This window comes from Arthrobacter sp. SLBN-53, from assembly GCF_006715585.1.
GTDB classification, from domain to species: Bacteria; Actinomycetota; Actinomycetes; order Mycobacteriales; family Mycobacteriaceae; genus Mycobacterium; species Mycobacterium neoaurum_A.
Map to the genome: position 1 here is coordinate 3,609,582 of NZ_VFNN01000001.1, position 24,491 is coordinate 3,634,072.

Genomic DNA, 24,491 nt, shown 5'->3' on the forward strand with positions numbered 1-24,491 from the left:
CACGTGAACAGCACCGACATCGACCTCGGCCTGGCCCGCTATTCGGACTGGGCGTTCACCTCGTCGGTGGTGGTGCTGACGCTCGCACTGGTGCTGCTTGCCGTCGAACTCGCCTACTCCCGCAGCCGCAAGGTCGAGGCGCGGGAGCTGGTGGGTGCCGCCGGCGGGCCCGCCATCCACGTCGACGCGACCAGTGACACCCCGGGCCGCGTCGTCGAGGCGCCGGTCCGTTCGGCCGACGAACGCATCGGCCGTGCCGGGGTGGCTCTCAGCTACGCGGGCATCGCCCTGCTGGCAACCTGCATCGTGCTGCGAGGCCTGTCCACGGCGCGCGTGCCGTGGGGCAACATGTACGAGTTCATCAACCTGACCTGCTTCTCCGGCCTGGTTGCCGCCGCGGTGGTGCTGCGCAAGCCGCAATACCGGGTGCTGTGGGTTTTCGTGCTGCCGCCCACCCTGATCCTGCTGACGGTGTCGGGAAAGTGGCTCTACACCCACGCCGCGCCGGTGATGCCCGCACTGCAGTCCTACTGGCTGCCCATCCACGTCTCGGTGGTGAGCCTCGGATCCGGGGTGTTCCTGGTGGCCGGCGTCGCGAGCCTGTTGTTCCTGCTCAAGATGTCGCCGCTGGCCGAGAAGGACAACGGGCTCGGCCGGGTCATCGAGAAGCTGCCCGATGCCCAGCTGCTCGACCGCATCGCCTACCGCACCACCATCTTCGCGTTCCCGGTCTTCGGGTTCGGCGTCATCTTCGGCGCCATCTGGGCCGAGGAGGCGTGGGGCAGGTACTGGGGCTGGGACCCCAAGGAGACGGTGTCGTTCATCGCCTGGGTGGTCTACGCCGCGTATCTGCACGCCCGCTCGACCGCGGGCTGGCGGGACAAGAAGGCGGCCTGGATCAACGTCGTCGGCTTCGTGGCGATGGTGTTCAACCTGTTCTTCATCAATCTGGTGACGGTCGGCCTGCACTCGTATGCGGGGGTGGGCTGACCGGTGTCCTTCGGCGGCGAACAGCAGCACGCGAGCTTCCGTGAGCAGCAGCGCTTTGTCGATCCGGCGCGCGAGGTACCGCCGGAGTGGACGGCGCCGACGCCCCCTCGCGGCTTCCCCGCGCTGACGCAGGACCTACCCCCGCAGACGAGCCCGGTGCCGTTGCCCGCGCCGTATCTGGACCTATCCACCGTCGCGCTGCTCGGCCAACCACAGCAGGCGCCGACCAGCGGCTGGCGGCGCTGGGTGTATCTGGCCTCGTTCAAGCTCATCAATCCCGGCGAGAGCCCCAAGGTCACCAATCAGCTGGCGCTACGTGAGCAGGCCGCCCGACCCCTGCGCGGCTGCTACCGCATCGCGGTGCTCTCGCAGAAGGGCGGAGTCGGCAAGACCACCGTGACGGCCACGCTCGGCGCCACCTTCGCCTCGACCCGCGGTGACCGTGTCATCGCAGTGGACGCCAATCCCGATCGCGGCACGCTCAGCCAGAAGGTGCCGCTGGAAACCCCGGCGACCGTGCGGCACCTGCTGCGCGACGCCGAGGGGATCGCCAGCTACAGCGATATCCGGCGATACACCTCGCAGGGCGCCAGTCGGCTGGAAGTGCTTGCCTCCGAATCGGATCCGGCTGTCTCGGAGGCCTTCAGTCAGCAGGATTACACCCGGACCGTCGATCTGCTCGAGCGGTACTACAGCCTGGTGCTCACCGACTGCGGCACCGGCATGCTGCATTCGGCGATGGCCGCGGTGCTGTCGAAAGCCGATGTGCTGATCGTGGTCAGCTCCGGGTCGGTGGACGGTGCGCGGTCGGCGTCGGCAACCCTGGACTGGTTGGACGCGCACGGCCATCAGGATCTGGTGCGCGGTGCCGTGGCGGTGGTCAACGGCGTGCGTCCGCGGTCGGGCAAGGTGGATCTGGAGAAGGTCGTCGATCATTTCGCCCGGCGTTGCCGTGCGGTGCAGCAGCTGCCCTTCGACCCGCATCTCGAGGAGGGCGCGGAGATCTCGTTGGAGAGGCTGAAGCCGCAGACGCGTGAGGCGTTGTTGCGGCTGGCCGCGGTGGTGGCCGCCGGGTTCCCCGGCAGTTAGGCCCCGCCGGGTTCCCCGGCAATTGAGTCCCGCCGGGTTCCCCGGCAATTAGGCCCCGCCGGGTTCCCCTAGCTGCGTGGGTTGTCGCCGGGATTGATCCGGCGCAGGAAGTCGGGGTCGTCATCGGGCCCGATCACACGGGGGCGCGGGCGGTTTGCCGACGCGCGCAACAGACGCCATGTCACAAGGGCTAGCCCGGTCACTACCAGGACCAGGAGTAAGTACTGCAACGAAAACCTCCTTACTCCGAATATACGCGCCCGCTGGGTAGGCTCGGGCCGTGTCTGATTCTCGGCCGGGTACCCGGATGCTGCGTGACGTCGGAGCCTATCTTGCGGCGCGGTTGGCCTTGGCGGCCGTGCTGACCGCGGTGATCCTGGGCGCGGGACATCTGATCGGGTTGCGTGAGTTCCCCGTTGTCGTGGCGGTGCTGTTCGCCATCGTGCTGGCGCTGCCGTTGGGTATCTGGGTGTTCGCGCCGCTGCGCCGCCGGGCCACGCTGAGCATCGCCGTATTCGACGAACAGCGGCGCCGCGACAAGGAGACCCTGCAGGCCCGGTTGCGCGGTGAGGACGCCTGACTTGACCGTGCCGTAGCGGCCGGGTGTTGCATGGCCGTCGTGACGACGATCCTTGGCGACTCCGATTACGCGCGTGCCGAACAGATGCTGGCTCCGTACCGGGCGCGGCGGGTGCCTGGAAGCAAGCTCGTGCCGCAGTGGCTGCCTGCGGGAGCGCGCTTCTGGTATCAGGTGGGCTACCGCTACGTGGTGGTCGACCCGAGTCGCCGAACCCGTACCGAGGCCTTCGATCACGATGGGTTGGCAGCAGCCCTGTCGGTGGCCGCCGGGCAGCCCGTCACCGCAGCCGACCTGCCCCTCGCTGGGGTGGAGATCGGCGCCGATGACGCGGTGGTGTTCGGTGCCTTCGGCACGCGCTGGCGGTGGGCCGACGGTCGGCTGGCACCATCCACCACGGCGGCACCGGTGCCAGGCGAGGTGCCGTCACCGGATGGCCGCTGGATCGCGTTTCGCCGCGACGGCAACATCTGGGTTCGGGACGCCGACGGTGCGGAGCTCGCGCTGACCGACGACGCCGAGCCCGATTTCGACTACGGCGGGTTGCCGGGGACGACCGGGATGGGCTCGTTGTTCCGGTTGCTCGGTCTGCCCACCCCGGCGGTGCTGCACTGGTCCCCGGACTCGACACGGATTCTGGTGCACCGCATCGATCAACGTGAGGTGCCGGAGTTGGTGCTCGTCGAGTCGAGCCCACCCGACGGCGGCCGGCCGGTCGAGCACCGCACCAAATACAGCATGCCCGGCGAGGAAACCGTGGCGACGATGATGTGGAATGTGCTCGACGTGCGTGACCGCAGCATCGTGCGGCAGCAGGGTGAGGCCGAGCCGATCATGCACAACACCGCGCTGGTCTACGCGTGGTGGAGCGGTGAACGTGGCGTCTACTACCTGCACCACTCCCGTGATGCCCGCACCCTCGAACTGCGTCGGCTGGACCCGGCGACCGGCGCGATCACCACGCTGATCAGCGAGACGGGCCGGACCCGGGTCGATCCGACCGTCCTGCTGGGCGACCCGCACATGGTGCGCATCCTGAGCACCGGCGAGGTGTTGTGGTGGTCCCAACGCGACGGCTGGGGTCACCTGTACCGGTATTCGGCGGACGGCACCGAATGCTCCCGGATCACGCAGGGACAGTGGCTCGTTCGTTCGGTGCTCTGGGTCGACGAGGACACCCGGCAGGTGTGGTTCGTCGCGGGCGGGCTGGTTGACGACGATCCATACGTTCGGCAGATCTGTCGGATCGATGTGGACGGTGAGGGTTTCACCCGGCTGACCGACGATTCCCTCGACCACGACGCGGTGGCACCGGCCGAGGGTGGTTATCTGGTGGACCGGGCGTCCGGACCGAGCAAGCCGCCGCGATCGGTGGTGCTCGACGGTGACGGTCGCGAACTGGTCGTCCTGGAAGAACCCGGCACCGCGGCGCTGGCGGCGCTCGGCTGGCACCCGCCGGAGCGGTTCCGCGCCATCGCCGCCGACGGTGAAACGCCGATCTATGGTCTGTTGTGGCGGCCGCATGACTTCGACCCGCAACGGCGGTACCCCATCATCGAACACACGTATCCGGGGCCGCAGAACTATCGCGCCGAACCGGTTTTCGATGCCATGCACCACGGTGAACCGGAGGCCTATGCCGCACTCGGATTCGCGGTAGTCGCCATCGACGGCCGGGGAACTGCGGCCCGCAGCAAGGCCTTTCACGACCACTCCTACGGTGATCTCGGCAATGCCGGCGCCCTTGACGATCACGTGGCCGCCATCCGGCAGCTCGGTCACCGGTATCGCTGGCTGGACACCGGCCGGGTCGGCATCACCGGCCAGTCCGCAGGTGCCTTCGCCGCGGCTCGCGCGCTGCTGATGTACCCCGACTTCTATCGGGTGGCCGTGGCGACCTCGGGGAACCACGACAACGGTGTCAACCTGGCGATGTGGGCCGAGCACTATCACGGTGACGTCAGCACCGAAGGCAAGCGGGCGATCTCGAATGCGAGCCTGGCCGAGAACCTGCAGGGCAAGTTGCTGCTGATCCACGGTGAACTGGACGATAACGCGCATCCGTACATGACCATGCGACTGGCCGACGCATTGATCAAGGCGGACAAGGATTTCGACCTGATCATGATCCCGGGTGCCGAGCATGCGCTGATCGGCAGGCAGCACTACTTCCTGCGGCGCACCTGGGATTACTTCGTGCGGCACCTGCACGGTAGTGAGCCGCCCACTTACCGGCTCGCGCCGCTACCGCTGCCCACGCTCGGACTCTAAAACCCGCACGATCTGCTCGGCGCGGCGCAGCACATCGAGCTGGGCGGGGTTGTACAGGTCAGCCATCGCGTCACCGATGGTCTTCTCGACGAAGCGCGCACCCCGCGGTGCGTCGGCCTGGGCCTGCCGCAACGCGGGATGGTCCTGGCGGACCTGCCAGATATGGGGAGCCAACCGCTGCGCGAGATCGGCGCGGGTGGTCTCGTCGGCGTTGGCGGGCAGCGAGTCGAATGCGGTGGCGGCCGGATCCTCGCGGGTGTCACCGATCAGGTCGGCATAGGCCTGGCGTCCGCGCGGACCGAGCACCCGGCTCAGCACGACCACCAGTTTGCGATCGGCATCGGTCATGGCGGCCGCCGCCGTCGGCGCGGCGAACTCGGTCGGCAGGTCGGTCGGCGCGGAGTGCGCCAGGATCTCGGCCAGCTCCTCGCGAGCCCGTTGCAGACGCGCGATGGTGGCGGCCAACTCGTCGTCGAGTTCCCGTAAGGCCTGTTCGGGATGTTCGTCGGTATCGCCGAGCGCCGCGATCTGGGGCAGCGAGAAACCCAGGTCCACCAGCCGCTTGATGCGTACCAGCCGCACCAGGTGCGCGACGCCGTACTGCTTGTAGCCGTTGGGGCGGCGCTCCGGCTCGGGCAGCAGGCCGACCTGGTGGTAATGGCGCACCGCCCGCAGGCTGGTGCCGGCCAGGTCGGCGATTTCCCGGGTGCTCCACGCCACGGCTCCATCTTGGCCCATCCGGCCGACTTGACTGTGCCGTTACGTCCGAGTGTGCGATATGCCCATGACCGAACCATGCGCGTCCGAACAACCATGCGCGTCCGAACAACCATGCGCGTCCGAAGAGCGGGAACCGACCATCCTCGAGCGGGTCGGCGGTGTCTCCGGGCTGGTCCTTGCCGCCGTGCCCACGTTCGCCTACGTCATCGTCGACGCCGTCGCGGGCCTGACCGCCGCGGTCGTGATCGCGCTGGTGGTGTCGCTCGGGCTGGTCGCGATGCGACGGTTGCGCAACGAGCCGATCCAGCCCGCGGTGTCCGGGCTGATCGGAGTCGGACTCGCGGCCGGGATCGCCTATGTCACCGGTTCGGCGGACAACTATTTCCTGCCAGGTATCTGGATCAGCCTGCTCTGCGCTATCGCGTGCACCGTCTCGGTGCTGGTGCGGCGGCCGGTGGTCGGGGTGATCTGGAATCTGTTGCGCAGCAGCGGGCCCGATCCGAACTGGCGAACCGACACGACAGCGGTGCGGGCATTCGATATCGCCACCCTGGCTCTCGTGGCGTTGTTCGGTGCGAGATTCGTTGTGCAGCAATGGCTGTACGACGGCGGCCAGACGGGGTGGCTGGCGGTGGCGCGGATAGGGATGGGCTATCCGTTGCTCGGCATCGCGCTACTGGTGGTGTTCTGGGCAGTGCGGCGGGCCAATGCGAAGGAAGCGCGAGAGTGACGTTTCTGTCGTCTGCAGCGTCGTGAGAGCGCAGAAACGTCTCTCTCGCCGCCGTTACGCGAGCGCCAGCGCAGCCGACACGGCCACCGACCACACCAGCATCGTCAACCCGGTGAACTGCAGCACCGGGATCAGCGCCGCGCCGCCGAGCTTGTTGCGCACCGGGGCCGCCGCCCGGAGGGCCAGCGGCACCCCTAGGAATCCGACCGCCGCCCACGGGGTGGCCAACATCAGCACCAGGGTCAGCGCGAACGTGAGCGCGACGAGGCCGCAGAACAGCAGGCGGGTGCGGGCATCGCCGAGGCGCACCGCCAGGGTGATCTTCCCGGACCCCGTGTCGGTGGGGATGTCTCGTAGGTTGTTGGCCACCAACACCGCCGAGGACAGCGACCCGACGCCGACGGCCAGCACGATGCCCACCCAGTCGATCCGCAGCGCCTGGGTGTACTGGGTGCCCAGCACCGCGACCAGACCGAAGAAGACGAAGACGGCGACCTCACCGAGTCCGCGGTAGCCGTACGGCGTGGAACCGCCGGTGTAAAGCCAGGCGCCCGCGATACAGGCGGCACCGACGGCGATCAGCCAGGGCTGGCTGACGATGGCCAGCGCCAGTCCCGCCAGCGCGCCGATCGCCAAACTGATGATCGCGGCGGTCAGCACCGCGCGCGGGGTGGCGACGCGGGAGCCGACCAGCCGCATCGGCCCACTGCGCACGTCATCGGTGCCGCGGATGCCGTCGGAGTAATCATTGGCGTAGTTCACCCCGATGATGAGGGCCACGGAAACCACCAGTGCCAACAGCGCCTTCCACCACACCGCGGAGCCCAGCCAGGCCGCCGCACCGGTCCCGGCGATCACGGGCGCGATCGCATTGGGGAGCGTGCGGGGGCGGGCGCCGGACACCCATTGCGCGAAGCTAGCCACGCGGGTCATCGTTGCACGGCCGGCGACCAGGGGCCTGAACAGGGGTGACGCGGCGCACCTTGTCACATCGTGTGGTGCGCATGAAACTGATCACATGACCGACCGTCTCAGCAAGACCGAAATCACCAAGGATGCGTTGCAGGAAGGCGTGGAGTCAGTGGCCTCCACGGTGGGTGAGGTCGCGTCGATCATCACCACCGCCGTCAAGGACGTGGCGGGCGCCATCGGTGGCCTGGCCACCGACGCCTTCGCGATCCGCGATGCCGCCCGCCGGGCCGCCGAGCGCGCCGAGCTGGACGGTGAGCCGCACGAGTGATCGGCGTCATCGGCGGTAGCGGCTTCTACACCTTCTTCGGCGCCGACGCGCGCACCATCGATCTGGACACCCCGTTCGGTCAACCCAGTTCGCCCATCACGGTGGGGGAGGTGGCCGGCCACGAGGTGGCGTTCCTGCCCCGGCACGGTCGCAAGCACGAATTCTCGCCGCATACCGTGCCGTATCAGGCCAACATGTGGGCGTTGCGTGCGCTCGGCGTTCGCCGCATCTTCGCCCCGTGTGCGGTCGGCAGCCTGACACCCGCGCTCGGCCCGGGCGCCATGGTGGTCCCCGACCAGCTGGTCGACCGCACCAACGGCCGCGGCGACACCTACTTCGACTCCGGCGGTATCCACGTCGGGTTCGCCGACCCGTACTGCCCGACATTGCGGGCGGTGGCCGCGGATCTCCCGAACGTGGTCGACGGCGGCACCATGGTCGTGGTGCAGGGGCCGCGCTTTTCCACCCGCGCCGAGAGCCGGTGGTACGCAGGACAGGGCTTCACCCTGATCAACATGACCGGCTATCCCGAGGCCGTGCTCGCTCGGGAACTCGAAATGTGTTATGCGTCAATAGCATTGGTCACAGATTTGGATGCCGGTGTCGAAACCGGCGGCGGAGTGCGCGCGGTCGATGTGTTCGCCGAGTTCGAGCGCAACATCGGCGGGTTCAAACAGCTCGTGCACGAGGCGATCGCCGGTGTGGCACCCGAACGCACCTGCACGCACTGTCTGGCGCACGAAGGTGTGACGTTGCCGTTCGACCTGCCATGAGGGTGTTGCTCACCGGCGCGGCCGGTTTCATCGGCAGCCGGGTCCGGGCGCGGCTGACCGAGGCGGGCCATGATGTCGTCGCCGTCGACACCATGTTGGGTGCCGCCCACCGCGACGGTGCCACACCGCCGCCGGGCTGCCGCCGGCTCGACATCCGGGATGCCGACGCGGTGGCCTCCGTCCTGTCCGGCATCGATGTGGTGTGCCATCAGGCCGCCGTGGTGGGTGCCGGTGTCGACGCCGCCGATGCGCCGTCCTACGGGAGCCACAACGACTACGGCACCACCGTGCTGTTGGCGCAGATGTACGCCGCGGGATGCTCGCGGCTGGTACTGGCATCCTCGATGGTGGTCTACGGCCAGGGCGGGTACGACTGCCCCGAACACGGCCCGGTCGAGCCGCTGGCGCGCACGCACGAGGATCTGGACCGCGGCATCTTCGACCATCGCTGCCCGATCGGCGGTGAACCGCTGCGCTGGCGGTTGGTCGAGGAGGATGCACCGCTGAAACCGCGGAGCCTGTACGCGGCGAGCAAGACCGCCCAGGAGCACTATGCGCTGGCGTTCAACGATTCCGTCGGGGGATCGGTGGTCGCGCTGCGCTATCACAACGTGTACGGCCCAGGGATGCCGCGGGACACCCCGTACTCCGGCGTGGCAGCGATCTTCAGGTCGCAGCTGGAGGCGGGTGGTGTGCCACAGGTGTTCGAGGACGGCGGGCAGATGCGCGACTTCGTTCACGTCGACGATGTGGCCGCGGCCAATCTCGCCGCGGTGGAGGCCGAGTTGGATGGATTTCACCCCGTCAACGTGTGTTCGGGCAGGCCCGTGTCGATCCTGGACGTCGCGGCCCGGCTCAGCGCTGCGCGCGACGCCGCGGCACCGCAGGTCACCGGGCAATACCGGCACGGCGACGTGCGGCATATCGTCGCCGATCCGGCGCGCGCGCGAGCGCTGCTCGGTTTCCACGCGGCAGTGGATCCCGATGCCGGGCTCGCCGAATTTGCCTTTGCGCCACTTCGGGATTAACGCGAGCCCGCGACCGGCGACCCTGGTGCGACGGCGACCGCGCGCCTAACGTCGGGGTATGACCGATGCCGGCGACTCTCTGGTGACCGTGGTGCTGCCCTGCTTGAACGAAGCGCAGTCGTTGCCGGGAGTGTTGGCGGCCACACCTAATGGGTATACGGCGTTGGTGGTCGACAACAACAGCACCGATGGCACTGCGGAGGTCGCCCGGGCACACGGCGCGATGGTGGTGACCGAGCAGCGCCCGGGATATGGGTCGGCCGTGCATGCCGGCGTGCTGGCGGCCACCACCCCGATCGTCGCGGTCCTCGACGGTGACGGTTCGCTCGATCCGCGGGAATTGCCCGCGCTGGTCGCCGAACTCGACCGTGGCGCGGATCTGGCGATCGGCCGTCGCCGCGCAGCACCCGGTCTCCGGTGGCCCTGGCACGCGCGGCTCGGTACCGCCGCGGTGTGCTGGCGGCTGCGGCACCGCTACGGGCTGCCGGTGCACGATATCGCGCCGATGCGGGTCGCCCGCCGCGATGCCCTGCTCGGCCTCGGGGTCACCGATCGGCGCTCGGGCTATCCCCTTGAGCTGCTGGTCCGCGCCGCGCAGGCGGATTGGCAGGTGGTCGAACGTGATGTCGGCTACGGCCCGCGCACCGGCGGAAAGTCCAAGGTAAGTGGGTCGGTTCGAGGCAGTGCCGTTGCCGCACTTGACTTCTGGCGGGCGATGTGAGTCCGCCCGCCACCGTTCTGGTGGTGGCCAAGGCTCCTGTTCCCGGTTTGGCCAAGACGCGATTGGCCGCGGACGTGGGCGCGCAGGCGGCCGCCGACATCGCCGCGGCCGCCTTGCTGGACACCCTCGACGCGGTGGCTGCGTTACCGGGACGACGCCGTGTGGTCGCGATGACCGGCGACCTCGCGCGGGCCAGTCGCCGCGACGAGATCAGGCGCAGGTTGCTCGATTTCACCGTGATCGACCAGCGCGGAGGCGATTTCGCCGAGCGGCTGGTGCACGCCCATCACGATGCGGCGGCGCCCGGTTCGCCGATCGTGCAGATCGGGATGGACACCCCGCAGGTCAGTGCCGACCTGCTCGCCGAGTGCGTCACCGCCCTGCAATCCTCCGATGCCGTGCTCGGGATGGCCGAGGACGGCGGCTGGTGGGCGCTGGGCGTGCGCGACGCAGGCATGGCGCGTTGCCTGCGCGATGTTCCGATGTCGCAACCGGATACGGGCGCGTTGACGCTGGCTGCGCTGCACGCCGAGGGGCTCGAGGTGACGCTGGCCACCCAGCTGTCCGATGTCGACACGATCGCCGATATCGACCGGGTGCGGGCCGTGTGCGCCGCGGGCGGACGATTCGCCGAGGCGACCCGGATGGCGGGAGTCTGAAGATGCACGGACAGCTCTACGACGAGGCGTTGGACGGCCGGCGATGTTGGATCCGCGACGAAGACGGTGAACTCACCCAACTGCCGGTGCAGCATTGGATGGTGGGTGGGCAGACCGATCAGGTCTTCGATCAGGCCATCGTGGGATTGTGTTCCGGCCCCACCATCGATCTCGGCTGCGGGCCGGGCCGTCTGCTCGTCGGACTCATGCAGCGCGGCCTGCCCGCCCTCGGTGTCGACAAGTCCTCTACAGCGGTCGAATTGGCGCGCAGCAGTGGAGTCACCGCGTTGTGCCGGGACATGTTCGGCCCGTTACCGGGCGTGGGCCGTTGGCACACCGCCCTGCTCGCCGACGGCAACATCGGCCTCGGCGGTGATCCGTGGCGAGTGTTGCGCCGTGCCGGGGAGATGCTGCGGGCCCGCGGCGAGTGTCTCGTCGAATTCGATCCGACGACCTCCGGGGTCACCTCCCGCTGGGTGCGACTGGAATCGGCATTCGATATCGGTCCGTGGTTCAAATGGGCATCGGTGGGTCTGGATTGTGCGGCGCGCATCGGTGCCGATGTCGGGTTCACCTTGCGCACCGTGCATCCCATCGGTGATCGGGTGATCGCGAGGCTGGTGACGAGGTGACCGGCGGGCGCGATGTCGCCGTGACCGCACGGGTCGGCATCGCGTTGGGGATCGTGGTGGCGGTGTGTTTCGTGACGGGCCTGCTCAGCCACGCCATCGCACATCCGCAACCGTGGTTCGGCTGGCCTGCGGCCCCGGTGTGGCTGTACCGGTTCACCCAGGGACTGCATGTCGCCTGCGGTATCGCGGCGATCCCGCTGGTGGTGGTCAAGCTGTGGTCGGTGTGGCCCAAGCTGTTCGAGCGCAGTAGGAGCCGCGGGAGACTGGGCGTACCGGTCCGGCTGCTGGAGCGTGGATCCATCCTGGTGCTCGTGGCGGCCATCCTGTTCGAGCTGAGCACAGGGCTGCTGAACATCGCACAGTGGTACATCTTCGGGTTCTACTTCCCGCCGGCACATTATGCGATGGCCTATGTGGCTGCCGGTGCGGTGCTGGTGCACCTGGCGGTGAAGCTGCCCGTCATCCGCCGGGTACTCGGGGAATCCGTCGACCAGTACGGGCAGACCGGGCACGCACGCACCGGACCGAGCCGGCGGACCGTACTGCGCGGCACCTGGTTGGCCGTGGCGGTCGCCACTGTCGCGACGGTCGGTCAGACCGTCCCGCTGCTGCGGCGGGTTTCGGTGCTCGCGCCGCGTTCCGGTGAAGGGCCACAAGGAGTTCCGGTCAATCGAACCGCGCTGGCAGCCGGTGTGGTCACGACCGCCCGGGCCTCGGACTACCGATTGACCGTGGTCGACGGCTCCCGGGCCAGGGACTTCACCCTCGACGAGTTGCGGGCCATGCCCCAGACGACCCAGCACCTGCCCATCGCCTGTGTGGAGGGATGGAGCGCCGGCGCGCAGTGGAGCGGTGTGGTGTTGGCCGAACTGTTGGCCGCCGTTGGTGCGGACGCCGATTCCGATGTTCGGATGGTGTCGCTGGAGCCTCCGGGACCGTACTCGCGGACCGTGCTGCCGGCACGGCACGTGCGAGACGCCCGGACGCTCGTTGCGCTCCAGATCAACGGTGAGACGCTGAACCTCGACCACGGTTACCCGTGCCGGCTGATCGCGGCGAGCAGGCCGGGAGTGCTGCAGACCAAATGGTTGTCACGCATCGAGGTCCTGCGATGACGCTCATCCGCGTCACCCTCGTCCTGACCGGTGTCGTCGTGGCGGGATACGGGGTCGTGCTGTTGTCCGACAACCCGCCCGCAGTCATCTCCCGCATCCTCATCTGGGCGGTGGTGGGTGTGGCCATCCATGACCTGGTGTTCGCACCGCTGTGTGTGGCGGCGGGCTGGGTCGGGCGCCGGGTGATCCCGAAGGCATGGCAGTCACCGGTCGCGGTGGCGGGGCTGTGCAGTGTGGTGCTGATGGTTTTGGCGATCCCGGTGTACGACCGCCCTGGTCTACGGCCGGACAATCCGAGCGTGCTCGATCGCAACTATCCGCTGGGGCTGTGGGCGGCCCTTGCGGTGGTGTGGTTGTGCGTTCCGGCATCTCACCTGTTGCGGCGGCTACCAGTTCGTGAAGATCAGGTGATTGATCGCCAGCGCGCCGATGATGTTGAGCCCCAACCACCACCGGTGTGAGCGGACCGGGAGCAGTGCGGCGGCCGCGGTCAACCACACCGTGAACGGCAGCCAGATGCGTTCGGTCTCGGCCTTGCTCAGCATGCTCAGATCGGCCAGCACGATGGACAGCAACGCGCCGGTCAGCAGCACGTGCACCCCAGATCGGCTGCGCAGTGCCTTGATGTCGAGGACCCGACCGAGGCCCGCCACGCTGCCGAGTCCGATGGCGCAGATCGTCGACGCGAAGTTCGCCCAGCCCCAGTACTGGAACGGGCGGTCGTTGGCGATGCCCTGCCAGTACCGCTCCTGGACCAGGAGATAACCGTCGAACCACCAGAAACCGGTGGCATAGAACGCCGCGACCACCACCAGCGCGGTGAACACGGCCACCCCAAGGGTGCGCAGCGCCGCCCGCGCGCTGCGCGCGGTGATCAGCACCGCGACCGCAGGCACTGCCATCAGCCCCAGTCCGTAGTTCAGGAAGATGCCCCAGCCCAGCAGCAGTCCCGCCGCGGCCGCCGTCGGCACCGGCCGCCGCGTCGTGCCGTGCACCGCCAGCGCCAGCAGCGCGATACCCCAGGCCGCGACCCCGGCGAAGTACCCGTCGGCCGATACCGCGATCCAGATCGCCGTCGGCGCCACCGCCACGAACGGTGCGGCCCGGCGGGCCACCGATTCGTCGGCGACGGCGCGCAGGGCGATCAGGATGGCCGCCGCGGTGCTCGATCCGGCCAGCAGACAGAGCATTCCGGCCCAGGCCCCGCCACCCAGCCCGATGCGGTCCAACCAGACGAAGGTCAGTAGTGCGCCGGGCGGGTGGCCGGAGACATGGGTTATCCACGAATCCGGTTGATAATCAAGGATTCTGGCGGAGAAGGTGCGCAGCGCCTCGGGAATGTCGGTGATGCTCGGCACCTGGCGCAGATATTCGTGGCGTGCGGTCAGCCGGCCTGCGAAGCCGCGCTCCCAGCCGTCGATCATGGCCAGCGAGAACGCCCACAGCGCCGAGGTGCCCCACGCCGCGGCCACCAGCGCCCGCCAGGGCAGGCGCGCGGCCACCGTCGGGCCCCACAGCACCGCGGCCGCACCGATCAGCACGGCGCCGATGGATCCCCACCCGACGTGCGGATCCCACCATCCGAAGATCGGGGCGGTCTGCGCGAAATCGCGGATCCGCTCGGGTGTGCTGTTGATCAGCGGTGTGATGGTGTCGAGATCCAGGTGCGGGACCACGAAGGCCGCGACCAGCACGATCACTCCGATGGTCAACGCCACGAGTTCGCGTCGGCCGATGCGCATGGCTCCACACTATGGGCGCTCGCGGTGGTACCCGGTGCCGAACAAACTTGACACGTGTCCATAATGGGCGGATGGCACCCACATCCACGTCGGACTTCTGCGCCGCCTATGGCATCGACTTTCCGCTGTTCGCCTTCAGCCACTGCCGCGATGTCGTCGCGGCGGTCAGCAATGCCGGCGGGTTCGGCGTCCTGGGCGGTGCCGCGTACTCACCGGAGCGGCTGGACCAGGAACTCACCTGGATCGACGAGCACGTCAACGGCAAGCCCTACGGCATCGACATCATCGTGCCCGCCAAGTTCGAGGGCAAAGGCGAGACGTTGTCCAGCGACGATCTGGCCTCGCGCATCCCGCAGAGCTACCGCGAGTTCGTCAACAAGCTGCTCGCCGACCACGGCATCGAACCCGACCCTCGGGTGCGCACCGGCAAGCCCGTGCTGTCCGGCGGTAACGGTGCCGAGCTCCTCGAGGTGGCGATGAGCCATCCGATCAAGATGATGGCCAACGCGCTCGGGGTGCCGCCGGATTACATGATCGAGGCCGGCCGTGAGCGCGGGATTCCGGTCGCCGCGCTCGTCGGCGCCAAAGAGCATGCCGTCAAGCAGGCCGCCGCCGGTGTGGACCTGATCGTGGCGCAGGGCACCGAGGCGGGTGGGCACTGCGGTGAGGTGAGCACGCTGGTGGTCGTGCCCGAGGTGCTCGACGCGTTGGCCGAGATCGGCAGTTCGACCCCGGTCCTGGCCGCGGGCGGCATCGTCACCGGCAGGCAGATGGCCGCGGCCGTCGCGCTGGGGGCCGTCGGCGCGTGGACCGGCTCGGTATGGCTGACCACCGAGGAAGCCGAGACCGAACCCCACACCGTCACCAAGATGCTGGCCGCCAGCTCGCGCGACACCGTGCGCTCGGCCGGTCGCACCGGTAAGCCCTCGCGGCAGCTGCGCTCGGACTGGACCGATGCCTGGGCGCCCAACCCGGGTGGGCAGCAGCCGCTGCCGCTGCCGTTGCAGAACATGCTCTCCGAGCCGGTGCTGCGGCGCATCGATGCCATGGCCGATCAGGGGCACGAGGGTGCGCGGGCGCTGTCGACGTATTTCGTCGGCCAGGGAGTGGGCCTGATGACCAAGGTCAAGCCCGCCCGCGATGTGGTGTTGGAGTTCATCGAGGATTATCTGGCCGCCACCGAACGGCTCAGCGGCTCGCTACCCGACTGACGGCGACGACGGGCGATAATCGAGGCGTGCCGCCAACCGAGATCGTCCTGCTGGTGGTCGTCGCACTGCTCGGCGCGGCGCTGATCACCTTCCTGGTGCTGTTCCTGGTGACCCGCCGTCAACTCGGCAGGGCACGCGCACAGCTGGCCGAACTGCTGGCCGAGCAGGAGGGGCGGCGCCGTCGCAGGCGGCGCGGGGTGGCGCCGATGGCCATCAAGACGGTGTTCCAGACGGCGGACATGATCATCACCAAGGGGTTGGGCGCCACCGTGCGCAACTCGATCGAGGATCTGGCCGGATGGGCGAGGGTGGAGCGGCCGGATCTGGCCCGCCTCACCGCGGATGGCCGGGTCGTCATCGTCTTCTCCGATATCGAGGGCTCCACCGAGGCCAACGCGGCGATGGGGGACAGGGCGTGGGTCCGGCTGCTCGGTAAGCACAACAAGCTGGTCGAATCGCGGGTCGCCAAGCACGGCGGGCACGTCGTGAAGAATCAGGGCGACGGTTTCATGATCGCCTTCGCCGACCCGGAGAACGCCGTGCGGTGTGCCGCCGACATCCAGGAGGCGCTGGCCGACGCGTCGCGCTGGGAGTCCATCCGAGTGCGCATCGGTGTGCACATGGGCACCTCGGTACGGCGCGGCGACGATCTGTTCGGACTCGATGTGGCGATGGCGGCCCGGGTCGCCGGTCAGGCCGACGGCGGCGAGATCCTGGTCAGCGAACCGGTGGCCGCCGCGGTCGGCGATCTGGACGATATCGCGCTCGGGTCACCGCGGGAGACCGAACTCAAGGGGCTGCGCGGGACGCACTCGCTGTATCCGCTGCTTCCGCTTGCCGAGTTGCCGGCTTCGCCGCTTTGACGAGCTTGGCGGTCCATTCGGCACCCAGTTTGACCAGGCCCGACTCCGGATACTGGACGTGAGCGTCCCAGTCCCTGCCCAGTGAGCAGACCGGATCCGCCGGGGCGCACAGATCGGCCGTGCGGGCGCCGAAGATCGTGCTCATGCGGGTCAGCGGATTGCCGATCCGCGCCGACGGGTTGCCGAACACCACGATCGAGGTGATGTGCGGGACTGCGGCCGCGGGCAGCGGCGCGGTGTAGCCGAGTCCGGCGATCGGGGCGGTCGCGACAACGTCGACCACGGCGGCGCCCTGGGAGTAGCCGCCCAGCACGATCTTGGTGTCCGGGCATTGCGCGACGATGGTCTGGACCCGCTTGCTCATATCGTTGGCGCCCACTGCCGCCTTCATGAAGTCCCAGCTGGCGGGGTATTTCACGGCGTATGTGGTGATGGTTTTGCCCTTGAGCATGGGGCGCAGCGAGTCGACGAACGCCTTGCCGACCTTGCCGATACCGGCCGGTTCGTCGGTACCGCGGGCGAACACCACCTCGACGTCGGAACACTCGGGGGCGGCCGCTGCGGTGGCGGCGGTGGCCGGACTGAGGAGCAACGTGAGCGCCAGTCCGGCGGTGGCGAGCATGGTCGGGAGTCGCGCGGCCATTTCTCTCCTCGGGGTGGCGCCGGCCCTCTACCGGCACATCATGAGTTCCCATTATTCACAAAAATCACTCTATTAACATCCGTGACAGTTTTTTGTGGGCACCGACACGCGCGGCGGCGGTGGTTCGGGACACACCTCTGAAGCGCAGATCTGGCGCAGATCAGTGCAGTGCGGGATCTCAGTGCAGTGCGGGATCGGCCAGCGGTGCCTCGCCGCTGGCCTGGAAGATCACCTTGCGCGCGATCTCGACGGCGTTGTCGGCGAACCGCTCGTAGAACCGACCGAGTAATGCGACATCGGAGGCGGACTGCACACCGTGTGGCCAGCTATCTGTCAAGACGGTGGTGAGCAGTTCACGGTGCAGGTCGTTCATCACGGCGTCGTCGCGCAGCAGGCGCTCGGCCTCGGCGGCGTCATCGCCGAGCACGGCCCGGCGGGCGGTTTCGGCCAGCGTGACGGCCTGCCCGCCCATCTCGGCGAACAGGTCGCGCGCCGTTTCCGGGGCGGGACCGGTCTTGGCGATGTTCGCCGCCAGCGCACCCATCCGGTCGGCGTTCGCGGCGATGGAGAATGCCGACATCACCACCCGCAGGTCGTGCGCCACCGGCGCGTGCAGGGCGAGCAGGGCGAACGCACTCCTGTCGATACGCCTGTTCAGCTGATCGAGCCGGTGCAAGGTGGCACGTACCCGGGGTGCGGCGTCGACATCTGCGTGCACAACGGCGGCTGTGGCATCGACCGCGGTGACGGCGGCCAGCGCACACATCTCACCCAGATCGGCTGTCAGCCGATCGATCTGTGCGATGAATGCGGTCCGCATGATCGTCCGGGGTACCCACGATGATGAGCTGCCAAACTGATCCGATGTCGGTCTTGCGTGTGGCGGCCCCGATCGGGCTGGCATTCCTGCCGTTGGGAGCGGCGCTTGGATTCCTGGTGGTACACGCCGGCCTGGCGTGGTGGTGGGCCCCGGTCTTCGCTGCGGTGATCTATGCCGGATCGTTGGAGTTCCTGATGGTGGGACTGGCCGCCACCGCGGCCCCGGTGGCCGTGGTGGCGTTGACGACGCTGATCGTCAACTCGAGGCACGTGTTCTATGCGCTGTCCTTCCCGCTGCACCGGGTGCGCGGTCTCCCTGGCAAGGCGTACAGCACCTACGTGCTCTCCGATGAGGCGTTCGCCGTCGCGGTCAGCCCGGCGGCCGCCACCTGGACCTCCCGGCAGATCCTGGGCATGCAGTGCGGTCTGCACCTCACCTGGACCCTGTCGGCGGGCCTCGGTGGCCTGCTCGGGTCGGCGCTGCCGATCGATCGGCTCAGCGGGCTCGAGTTCGCGCTGACCGCGCTGTTCATCGTCCTGGCCATCGAGGCGTACCGGCAACACCCGGACCGCGGCACCGCGCTGGCCGCGATTGTCTGTGCGGTCGGCGCCTGGCTGGTGGCGCCGCAACAGATGCTGCTGTGGGCGTTCGCCGCATTCACCGTGCTGCTGGTGGCGCGAATGAGGATGACCCGTGCCTGACGCCGCGTATATCGCGCTGCTGGTCGGGGTGGCCGCCGCGCTCACCTGGGCGCTGCGGGCGCTGCCGTTCGCCGCCCTGGCACCCATGCGCCACAGCGCCGTCGTGCGGTATCTGAGCCTGCACATGCCGCTGGGTGTGATGATGATGCTGGCCATCTACACCGTGCGCGACGCCCCGGAAGCCGCTGGGCGTCAACAACTCTGGCTGCTGATCGCGATCCTTGTGACGGTGGGTCTGCAGCTGTGGCGGCGGCACGCGCTGCTGTCCATCTTCGCAGGCACCGTTATTTATGTGGCGCTGATGTCGCTGTCCTGACAGAGTGTGGCGCCGTGAGCGTCCTGTTCTGTGGCATCGATTTGGCCCGGCGCATCGAACATGCCGAGGCCGCACTGATCAGCGCCGCGGTGGCCGAGGCCATGCGGCGCGGCACCGACGGTTTCGTGATACCGGTGGCAGGCGGGGTCGCCGCCTACGGTGAACCGGACGCACCCTTCAACAAGGTGGCCGGCCTGGGTTTCGCGGGGGTGCCCGCAGGCGCCGAGCTGGGCGCGGTCGAACAGGCCAACAGCGAGCGCGGCGCGCCCACGGTGGTCGAACTGAGCAACCTGGCCGATCCGGAGATCCTGGCGTTGCTCGCCGGTCGCGGTTACCGCGTGCTGGCATTCGAGGATGTGCTGGGCCGGGCCCCCCGATGGTGTCACACAGGCGATTCCGCACGGGATGGAGATCCGGCCGGCGCTCGCGGAGGAGATCGACGCCTGGGTGGACGTGATGGCCGACGGGTTCGCTCATCCCGATGGTGCGGGGGTGCCCGGCCCGGAGGAGTTCGGCCGTGACGTGATCGAGCGTGCGCAAAGGGATTTCACCACCGCGGGTGTCGCCGCCTATGTCGCGGTGCGCGACGGGCGGGTCGTTGGGGGTGGCAGCCTGCGCATCACCGCTGGGGTGGCGCAACTGACCGGAGCCGCGACCGCACCGGCGTACCGGCGCCGTGGAATCCAGACCGCGTTGCTGGCGGTCCGGCTGCGCGATGCCGCCGCCGCGGGTGCCGATATCGCGGTGGTCACCACCTCGCCGGGCTCGACATCTCAGCAGAACGTGCAGCGCAGCGGTTTTCACCTGCTCTACACCAGGGCCATCCTGGTGCGCGCGCCCGATCAGTAGAGCTGCTTGCGGTAGTTCTCCTCGCTGTAATAGGCCTCCAGCTCGGCAAGTGACTGTTCGGCCTTGAAGGACTTGGCCAGTTGCGCGGTGCTGGGCACCGACTCCGGGTTCCAGGTCTCGGGCTTCCAGGCATCCGAACGCAGAAACGCCTTCGCGCAGTGGAAGAACACCTCCTCGACCGCGATCTCCAGGGCCAGGATCGGTCGCTTTCCCTGCACCGCAAGCGCATCGAAATAGTCGGCGTCGGAGATGATTCGGCCCGTGCCGTTGACCCGGACGGTGTCACCGCGGCCGGGGATCACGAACAGCGTGCCCACGTGCGGGTTCTGCAGGACGTTGAGATAGCCGTCGACCCGTTTGTTGCCGGGGCGCTCGGGAATGGCGATCGTCGAGTCGTCGATGATGTGCACGAATCCGGGCGGATCACCCTTGGGCGAGACATCGACGCGGCCGTCGGCATCGGTGGTCGCCACGAAGCACAGCGGCGAGTTCTGCAGCCAGACCCGGTGCACATCGGCCAGCGCGCCCGACACCTTGTCGGCCACCGCCTGGTGTGGATGTCCGACGATCGCTCGGAGTTGCTCGACGGTGGTCACCTCAGTTGCGCTCACCCGCTCCATCATGCCCGCCGAAACGTTCGATCAGGGCGCGCCGATCGAGCTTGCCGATACCGCGCCGGGGCAGGGCGTCGACGATGTGCAGCTCGCGCGGCGCGGCCGTCGGGGGCAGCGTCCTCCCGACGTGGGTGCGTACCGCATCGATGCCCGGTGTGCCCTGGCCCGGTGCCAGCACGATCGCAGCGACGACGCGCTGGCCGAGCCGCTCGTCGGGCACCCCGAAGACCGCGCACTCGGCGACGGCGGGGTGGGTGGCCAGCGCATTCTCCACCAGCTGCGGCAGCACGGTGAGGCCGCCGGTGCTCACCGCATCGTCTATGCGGCCCAGGATGCTCAGCGTCCCGGCTTCGTCGAGGGCACCGATATCGTCGGTGCGGAACCAGCCCGGCTCGGCGAACGGATCGGGTGTCACCGGATTGCGGTATCCCGAGGCCACCACCGGTCCGCCGAGTACGACCCGGCCGTCGTCGAGCCGGATCCGCACACCGTCCAGCGGCAGCCCGTCGTAGACGCAGCCGCCGGCGGTCTCGCTCATGCCGTAGGTGCGCACGACCGGTATCCCGGCGACGGCGGCACGTTCGCGTATCCCGGCAGGCAGCGGGCCGCCGCCGATCAGCACGGCATCGAGTTCGGCCAGTGCCGCGGTGGCAGCCGGATCGGCCAGTGCCTTGTCCAGCTGGTTGGCCACCAGCGAGGTGTATCGGCGTCCCTGACCCATCCGGGGCACCGCGGCGACCAGGTCGGCCGGGGTGAAGCTCGCGGGCAGGGCCACGACACCGCCGCCCGCGACGATGCTGCGGACCAGCACCTGCAGCCCCGCCACGTGATAGGCGGGCAGGGCGAGCAACCAATTTCCGGCGCCGCCGAGCCGGTCATGGGTGGCGGTCGCCCCGGCGATCAGCGCGGCTGCCGAGAGCTGGGCACCCTTGGGCGTGCCGGTGGTACCCGATGTCGACACCACGACCGAAATATCGTCGGCGATGGGCTCTCCCGCGCGCAGCGCGGAGGTCAGCAGGTCACGTTGGCGGGCATCGTCTGCCGGCACCGGCAGTCGCGCCGCGGCCCCGTGCAGCGCGGCCTCCAGCTCCGGCAGGATCGTCGTCGCCGCGGCACCGGTGCCGACGGGCAGCGGGGTCAGGACGGCGATGGCGGGTCCTCGGGCTCGGGCGGGCGCGGATCGTCGAGCGGCCAGCCCTGCCTGGCCAACCGGCGTCGCACCCGTTCGATGTCCTCGGCGCGGGGCAGTTCGTCGGTGATCTCGGTGATCATCACCTTGAGGTCGATGTGATCGACGGGCGCACCGTCGAGGTCGGCGCGGTTCATCAGATCCCGGGCGACGGCCTCGGCTTCCTCGTTGGTCAGCCGGCGGGTCAGCAGCGCCATCAACGGGACACGGTCGGGCCCCGGTACCCCTTCCGGGTAGCCGGCGGTCAGCCAGGCGGCGATGCGCGCCAGGAAACCGTTCACGCATCCGAAGCCTGCCAGATGGCAGCGGAATCCGCTGCGTCGGCCCGTGAGTCGGAACGGGACGCGGCGTCCAGATGAACGTTTGGTGAACAGGGTCACCGAAACAGCTGAAATCCCAGCTCAGCGGTGATGGGCAAGTTGCCCGTAATTACGCGAAATGCTGAGGGATGTCTCAGGATTAAGGCCATGAGCGCAGAGCTGATCATCCTGGTGCTATTGATTGCCACGGCACTGGCATTCGACTTCACCAACGGCTTTCACGACACCGGTAATGCCATGGCCACCTCCATCGCCACCGGCGCGCTCAAGCCCAAGACCGCGGTCCTGCTGGCCGGTGTGCTGAACCTGGTCGGCGCGTTCCTGTCGGTGGAGGTCGCGGTCACCGTCACCACCTCGGTGCTCAAGGTCCAGGACAGCAAGTCCGGCCAGCTGCTCCCCGGTATCGATGCCTCGACCGGTCTGACGATCATCTTCGCCGGCTTGATCGGCGGCATCCTGTGGAACTTGCTGACCTGGCTGTTCGGCATCCCCTCCAGCTCGTCGCACGCGCTCTTCGGCGGACTGATCGGTGCCGGCCTTGCCGCGCTCGGGCTGGCCGGGGTCAACTGGTCGGGCGTCACCCAGAAGGTGCTCATCCCGGCCGTCGCCGCCCCCGCGATCGCCTGCCTGGTCGCCGGCTGCGGCACCTGGCTGGTCTACCGACTCACCCGCAACGTCGCCGAGAAGCGGCGCAAGGACGGCTTCCGCTGGGGGCAGATCGCCACGGCCTCACTGGTCGCGCTCTCGCATGGCACCAACGACGCGCAGAAGACGATGGGCGTCATCGCGCTGGCGCTCATCACCACCGGCCATCTGACCGGGGACGTGAAGGAACAGGGTCTGCCGTTCTGGATCATCTTCAGCTGCGCGGTGGCCATCGGCCTGGGTACCTACCTCGGCGGCTGGCGGGTCATCCGCACGCTCGGCAAGGGCCTCGTCGAGATCGAGTCCCCGCAGGGTTTTGCCGCCGAGGCCTCCTCGGCCGCCATCATCTTGAGCTCGAGCGCGGCGGGGATGGCGCTGTCGACCACCCACGTCGCCACCGGTTCGATCCTGGGCAGCGGTGTCGGCAAGCCCGGCGCGGAGGTGCGGTGGGCGGTGGCCGGCCGGATGGCGGTGGCCTGGCTGATCACGCTGCCCGCTGCCGGCCTGGTCGGCGCGTTGTCCTACTGGTTGTCCCACGGGGTCAAGACGCTGACCGGTTCGGCACTGATGGGCGACGGGCTCATCTTCGCGATCCTGGTCGCGCTCTCGAGCTACATGTGGTGGCGCGCCCAGCAGCAGAAGGTCGACCACAGCAACGTCAACGCCGACTGGGACGACTCGACCAACTCGGTCATCCCGGCGGATGTGCGGGACGCCGCCGTCGCCAAGCCCACCGCATCGGTCTGAGCCGGTCCCGATAGTTCACTGACTCAAAGGATTTCACATGTCTTACCTGGAGAGCATCCTCAAGGTGCTCGGTGTCGGACTGGTGCTCGGTGCGGGTCTGCCCGCGGTCTTCGCGCTAGGTCTGGTGGCCTACTCGCGCGGTGCCGACGGTGCTGCCGGTGGCGATACGACAGCCGCGGCGCCGAACCCGGCGTTCAAGTTCCTCGGTATCGGACTGTTCGTCTTCGTCGGTTGGGTGATCCTCACCGCGGTGCTGTGGATCACCAGGGCGACGATCATCCATCACACCGGAATCGACCTGTTCCCGTTCCTGCCGAAGAAGTGAGACTGCGATGACGGAAAACAAGAACGTCCTCGACAACGTGCTGAACTGGCTGCACCAGGGTTATCCCGAGGGTGTCCCACCGACCGACTACTTCGCGCTGCTGGCGCTGCTCAAGCGCTCGCTGAGCGAAGACGAGGTCGTGGCGGCGGCCAAGTCGGTGCTGCGCTCCAGCGACGGGATCAGCCCGGTGACCGAGGCCGAGATCAGTGGAGCCATTCAGCTCGTCACCGACAAGGAACCGAATCCCGAAGAGATGCATCAGGTTGCCTCGCGGCTGGCCTCGGTGGGCTGGCCGCTGGCGCCGGCTCCGGCCCGCTGACAGACGCACGGAAGCCCCGCAGCAGTATCTCGCGGAGATGGGGCGCCGGGATGTCCCGCAATCTCGGGTCGGTCGTACAGAAGTAGAGTCCGGCGCAGGCCACTGACAGCGCGACTCGTTGTATGTCGGTGGGTTCGGTACCAGACAGCAGGGCCCGCATCCTGTCCGCGAGTATCTGTAGCTCGCCATGCCGGGTGACCAGTTCGTCGACGACCGGGTCACCCCGGAACAGGCATGTGGCGCGCCGTTGGTCGACGGCCACGTCGACCAGGCCGCGGATCGCGGTATCGCGACGGCTCTGCGGTGACGGTTGCGCCTCGGCGTCTTCGACGACCCCGGCGATGGCATCGAACAGCGGTGTCAGCAGGGCCAAGACGATATCGTCCTTCGACCGGAACTGGTAGTACACCGCGCCTTTGGCGACGCCGAGGCGATCGGCGATCATGCGCAGGGACGTGCCCTGAACGCCGTGCTCGGCGAACAATTCGACGGCGGCATCGATGACGCGCTCACGCGCGGTCCGAGTGACGTGTCCGCGCGCGGTGGTGCGTCCGCCGAGCATCTGGCCCCCTTCGAGGTATGCCGTTCGACTTGTTCTCATTCAAGCATGAGTCATTCCTCAATTAGCCGCTCGGCTTGCTT

The 24,491-nt window shown here is 68.5% G+C and carries 30 protein-coding genes and 1 pseudogene; 22 read left to right on the forward strand and 9 right to left on the reverse strand.

What is annotated here, in order from left to right; genetic code table 11:
- Positions 1-3 precede the first annotated feature (3 nt).
- The 4 genes from ccsB (at position 4) to FBY28_RS17340 (ending at position 4,927) form a co-directional block, all read left to right on the forward strand.
- Positions 4-990, forward strand: coding sequence for a c-type cytochrome biogenesis protein CcsB (gene ccsB, locus FBY28_RS17325; RefSeq protein WP_141868661.1), 987 nt, complete (start codon positions 4-6; stop codon positions 988-990).
- 3 nt (positions 991-993) lie between these two features.
- Positions 994-2,079: a MinD/ParA family ATP-binding protein gene (locus tag FBY28_RS17330; RefSeq protein ID WP_141868662.1), complete on the forward strand. Its 1,086-nt coding sequence runs from the start codon at positions 994-996 to the stop codon at positions 2,077-2,079.
- A gap of 280 nt (positions 2,080-2,359) precedes the next feature.
- Positions 2,360-2,659 carry a DUF4229 domain-containing protein gene (locus FBY28_RS17335; protein ID WP_216847773.1) on the forward strand — a complete coding sequence of 100 codons (300 nt, stop codon included), beginning with the start codon at positions 2,360-2,362 and terminating at the stop codon, positions 2,657-2,659.
- Between the two features lie 39 nt (positions 2,660-2,698).
- Positions 2,699-4,927 (forward strand): S9 family peptidase, encoded by a 2,229-nt coding sequence (locus tag FBY28_RS17340; protein WP_141868663.1) that lies wholly within the window; start codon positions 2,699-2,701, stop codon positions 4,925-4,927.
- Here FBY28_RS17340 and FBY28_RS17345 read toward each other — a convergent pair.
- Positions 4,901-5,647, reverse strand: coding sequence for a helix-turn-helix domain-containing protein (locus tag FBY28_RS17345; protein ID WP_141868664.1), 747 nt, complete (start codon positions 5,645-5,647; stop codon positions 4,901-4,903). The genes FBY28_RS17340 and FBY28_RS17345 overlap by 27 nt on opposite strands.
- 64 nt (positions 5,648-5,711) lie before the next feature.
- Between FBY28_RS17345 and FBY28_RS17350 the strand changes: the two genes are divergently transcribed.
- A complete protein-coding gene (locus FBY28_RS17350) occupies positions 5,712-6,377 on the forward strand; it encodes a DUF3159 domain-containing protein (RefSeq protein ID WP_216847774.1) in 666 nt (221 codons plus the stop codon).
- A gap of 54 nt (positions 6,378-6,431) precedes the next feature.
- Here FBY28_RS17350 and FBY28_RS17355 read toward each other — a convergent pair whose 3' ends face one another.
- The gene (locus FBY28_RS17355) at positions 6,432-7,310 is read right to left on the reverse strand and encodes a prenyltransferase (RefSeq protein ID WP_524912024.1); all 879 of its coding nucleotides are present in this window, start codon (positions 7,308-7,310) and stop codon (positions 6,432-6,434) included.
- Between the two features lie 85 nt (positions 7,311-7,395).
- On the opposite strand from FBY28_RS17355, the gene FBY28_RS17360 reads away from it, so the two are divergent.
- Genes FBY28_RS17360 through FBY28_RS17395 form a run of 8 tightly spaced genes read left to right on the forward strand, consistent with a single transcriptional unit; the run spans position 7,396 to position 13,006 of the window.
- On the forward strand, positions 7,396-7,617 hold the full coding sequence (locus FBY28_RS17360; protein ID WP_141868666.1) for a hypothetical protein: 222 nt from the start codon (positions 7,396-7,398) through the stop codon (positions 7,615-7,617).
- Positions 7,614-8,390 (forward strand): S-methyl-5'-thioadenosine phosphorylase, encoded by a 777-nt coding sequence (locus FBY28_RS17365; RefSeq protein ID WP_141868667.1) that lies wholly within the window; start codon positions 7,614-7,616, stop codon positions 8,388-8,390. The genes FBY28_RS17360 and FBY28_RS17365 overlap by 4 nt, the downstream gene beginning before the upstream one ends.
- A complete protein-coding gene (locus FBY28_RS17370; protein WP_141868668.1) occupies positions 8,387-9,418 on the forward strand; it encodes an NAD-dependent epimerase/dehydratase family protein in 1,032 nt (343 codons plus the stop codon). Before FBY28_RS17365 ends, FBY28_RS17370 begins: the two co-directional genes overlap by 4 nt.
- A gap of 58 nt (positions 9,419-9,476) precedes the next feature.
- On the forward strand, positions 9,477-10,139 hold the full coding sequence (locus FBY28_RS17375) for a glycosyltransferase family 2 protein (protein ID WP_141868669.1): 663 nt from the start codon (positions 9,477-9,479) through the stop codon (positions 10,137-10,139).
- The gene (locus FBY28_RS17380; protein ID WP_141868670.1) at positions 10,136-10,798 is read left to right on the forward strand and encodes a TIGR04282 family arsenosugar biosynthesis glycosyltransferase; all 663 of its coding nucleotides are present in this window, start codon (positions 10,136-10,138) and stop codon (positions 10,796-10,798) included. Before FBY28_RS17375 ends, FBY28_RS17380 begins: the two co-directional genes overlap by 4 nt.
- Before the next feature lie 2 nt (positions 10,799-10,800).
- The gene (locus tag FBY28_RS17385; protein WP_141868671.1) at positions 10,801-11,430 is read left to right on the forward strand and encodes a class I SAM-dependent methyltransferase; all 630 of its coding nucleotides are present in this window, start codon (positions 10,801-10,803) and stop codon (positions 11,428-11,430) included.
- Positions 11,427-12,545, forward strand: coding sequence for a molybdopterin-dependent oxidoreductase (locus tag FBY28_RS17390; protein ID WP_141868672.1), 1,119 nt, complete (start codon positions 11,427-11,429; stop codon positions 12,543-12,545). Before FBY28_RS17385 ends, FBY28_RS17390 begins: the two co-directional genes overlap by 4 nt.
- Positions 12,542-13,006, forward strand: a complete 465-nt coding sequence (locus FBY28_RS17395; RefSeq protein WP_141868673.1) for a hypothetical protein — start codon at positions 12,542-12,544, stop codon at positions 13,004-13,006. The genes FBY28_RS17390 and FBY28_RS17395 overlap by 4 nt, the downstream gene beginning before the upstream one ends.
- Here the strand turns inward: FBY28_RS17395 and FBY28_RS17400 are convergent.
- Positions 12,932-14,287: a hypothetical protein gene (locus FBY28_RS17400; RefSeq protein WP_141868674.1), complete on the reverse strand. Its 1,356-nt coding sequence runs from the start codon at positions 14,285-14,287 to the stop codon at positions 12,932-12,934. The genes FBY28_RS17395 and FBY28_RS17400 overlap by 75 nt on opposite strands.
- A 71-nt stretch (positions 14,288-14,358) precedes the next feature.
- Here FBY28_RS17400 and FBY28_RS17405 point away from each other — a divergent pair, with 71 nt between their 5' ends.
- Complete coding sequence (locus FBY28_RS17405) at positions 14,359-15,498, forward strand: nitronate monooxygenase (protein ID WP_141868675.1); 1,140 nt, start codon at positions 14,359-14,361, stop codon at positions 15,496-15,498.
- 26 nt (positions 15,499-15,524) lie between these two features.
- Positions 15,525-16,361: an adenylate/guanylate cyclase domain-containing protein gene (locus tag FBY28_RS17410; RefSeq protein ID WP_174241670.1), complete on the forward strand. Its 837-nt coding sequence runs from the start codon at positions 15,525-15,527 to the stop codon at positions 16,359-16,361.
- Here FBY28_RS17410 and FBY28_RS17415 read toward each other — a convergent pair.
- Together FBY28_RS17415 and phoU are read right to left on the reverse strand one after the other, a co-directional pair.
- Positions 16,288-17,004, reverse strand: a complete 717-nt coding sequence (locus FBY28_RS17415; RefSeq protein WP_141868676.1) for a cutinase family protein — start codon at positions 17,002-17,004, stop codon at positions 16,288-16,290. The two genes, FBY28_RS17410 and FBY28_RS17415, sit on opposite strands and share 74 nt — an antisense overlap.
- A gap of 178 nt (positions 17,005-17,182) precedes the next feature.
- On the reverse strand, positions 17,183-17,824 hold the full coding sequence (gene phoU / locus FBY28_RS17420) for a phosphate signaling complex protein PhoU (RefSeq protein ID WP_141868677.1): 642 nt from the start codon (positions 17,822-17,824) through the stop codon (positions 17,183-17,185).
- A gap of 44 nt (positions 17,825-17,868) precedes the next feature.
- Between phoU and FBY28_RS17425 the strand changes: the two genes are divergently transcribed.
- From FBY28_RS17425 to FBY28_RS26085, 4 genes are read left to right on the forward strand one after another with little or no spacing between them, the layout of a single operon-like run.
- The gene (locus tag FBY28_RS17425; protein ID WP_141868678.1) at positions 17,869-18,525 is read left to right on the forward strand and encodes an AzlC family ABC transporter permease; all 657 of its coding nucleotides are present in this window, start codon (positions 17,869-17,871) and stop codon (positions 18,523-18,525) included.
- On the forward strand, positions 18,518-18,841 hold the full coding sequence (locus FBY28_RS17430) for a branched-chain amino acid transport AzlD family protein (RefSeq protein ID WP_141868679.1): 324 nt from the start codon (positions 18,518-18,520) through the stop codon (positions 18,839-18,841). Before FBY28_RS17425 ends, FBY28_RS17430 begins: the two co-directional genes overlap by 8 nt.
- 14 nt (positions 18,842-18,855) lie before the next feature.
- The gene (locus tag FBY28_RS26080; RefSeq protein WP_216847775.1) at positions 18,856-19,362 is read left to right on the forward strand and encodes a hypothetical protein; all 507 of its coding nucleotides are present in this window, start codon (positions 18,856-18,858) and stop codon (positions 19,360-19,362) included.
- The gene (locus FBY28_RS26085; RefSeq protein ID WP_286178185.1) at positions 19,298-19,690 is read left to right on the forward strand and encodes a GNAT family N-acetyltransferase; all 393 of its coding nucleotides are present in this window, start codon (positions 19,298-19,300) and stop codon (positions 19,688-19,690) included. The genes FBY28_RS26080 and FBY28_RS26085 overlap by 65 nt, the downstream gene beginning before the upstream one ends.
- Here the strand turns inward: FBY28_RS26085 and FBY28_RS17440 are convergent.
- The 3 genes from FBY28_RS17440 to FBY28_RS17450 are packed head-to-tail and all read right to left on the reverse strand — an operon-like array spanning position 19,684 to position 21,774.
- Positions 19,684-20,310 carry a pyridoxamine 5'-phosphate oxidase family protein gene (locus FBY28_RS17440; RefSeq protein WP_141870299.1) on the reverse strand — a complete coding sequence of 209 codons (627 nt, stop codon included), beginning with the start codon at positions 20,308-20,310 and terminating at the stop codon, positions 19,684-19,686. The genes FBY28_RS26085 and FBY28_RS17440 overlap by 7 nt on opposite strands.
- Positions 20,288-21,499, reverse strand: coding sequence for an o-succinylbenzoate--CoA ligase (gene menE, locus FBY28_RS17445; protein WP_286178504.1), 1,212 nt, complete (start codon positions 21,497-21,499; stop codon positions 20,288-20,290). The genes FBY28_RS17440 and menE overlap by 23 nt, the downstream gene beginning before the upstream one ends.
- Positions 21,442-21,774, reverse strand: coding sequence for a DUF3349 domain-containing protein (locus FBY28_RS17450; protein ID WP_141870300.1), 333 nt, complete (start codon positions 21,772-21,774; stop codon positions 21,442-21,444). The genes menE and FBY28_RS17450 overlap by 58 nt, the downstream gene beginning before the upstream one ends.
- A gap of 186 nt (positions 21,775-21,960) precedes the next feature.
- Between FBY28_RS17450 and FBY28_RS17455 the strand changes: the two genes are divergently transcribed.
- The 3 genes from FBY28_RS17455 to FBY28_RS17465 are packed head-to-tail and all read left to right on the forward strand — an operon-like array spanning position 21,961 to position 23,849.
- The gene (locus tag FBY28_RS17455; protein ID WP_141868680.1) at positions 21,961-23,205 is read left to right on the forward strand and encodes an inorganic phosphate transporter; all 1,245 of its coding nucleotides are present in this window, start codon (positions 21,961-21,963) and stop codon (positions 23,203-23,205) included.
- Between the two features lie 37 nt (positions 23,206-23,242).
- Positions 23,243-23,530 carry a hypothetical protein gene (locus FBY28_RS17460; protein ID WP_141868681.1) on the forward strand — a complete coding sequence of 96 codons (288 nt, stop codon included), beginning with the start codon at positions 23,243-23,245 and terminating at the stop codon, positions 23,528-23,530.
- Positions 23,531-23,537: 7 nt separating this feature from the next.
- Entirely contained in the window at positions 23,538-23,849 is a 312-nt protein-coding gene (locus FBY28_RS17465; protein WP_019513862.1) for a DUF3349 domain-containing protein, read from the forward strand.
- Between the two features lie 424 nt (positions 23,850-24,273).
- Here FBY28_RS17465 and FBY28_RS26420 read toward each other — a convergent pair.
- A pseudogene (locus FBY28_RS26420) lies at positions 24,274-24,450 on the reverse strand (TetR family transcriptional regulator); the annotation flags it as partial.
- Positions 24,451-24,491: the final 41 nt, after the last annotated feature.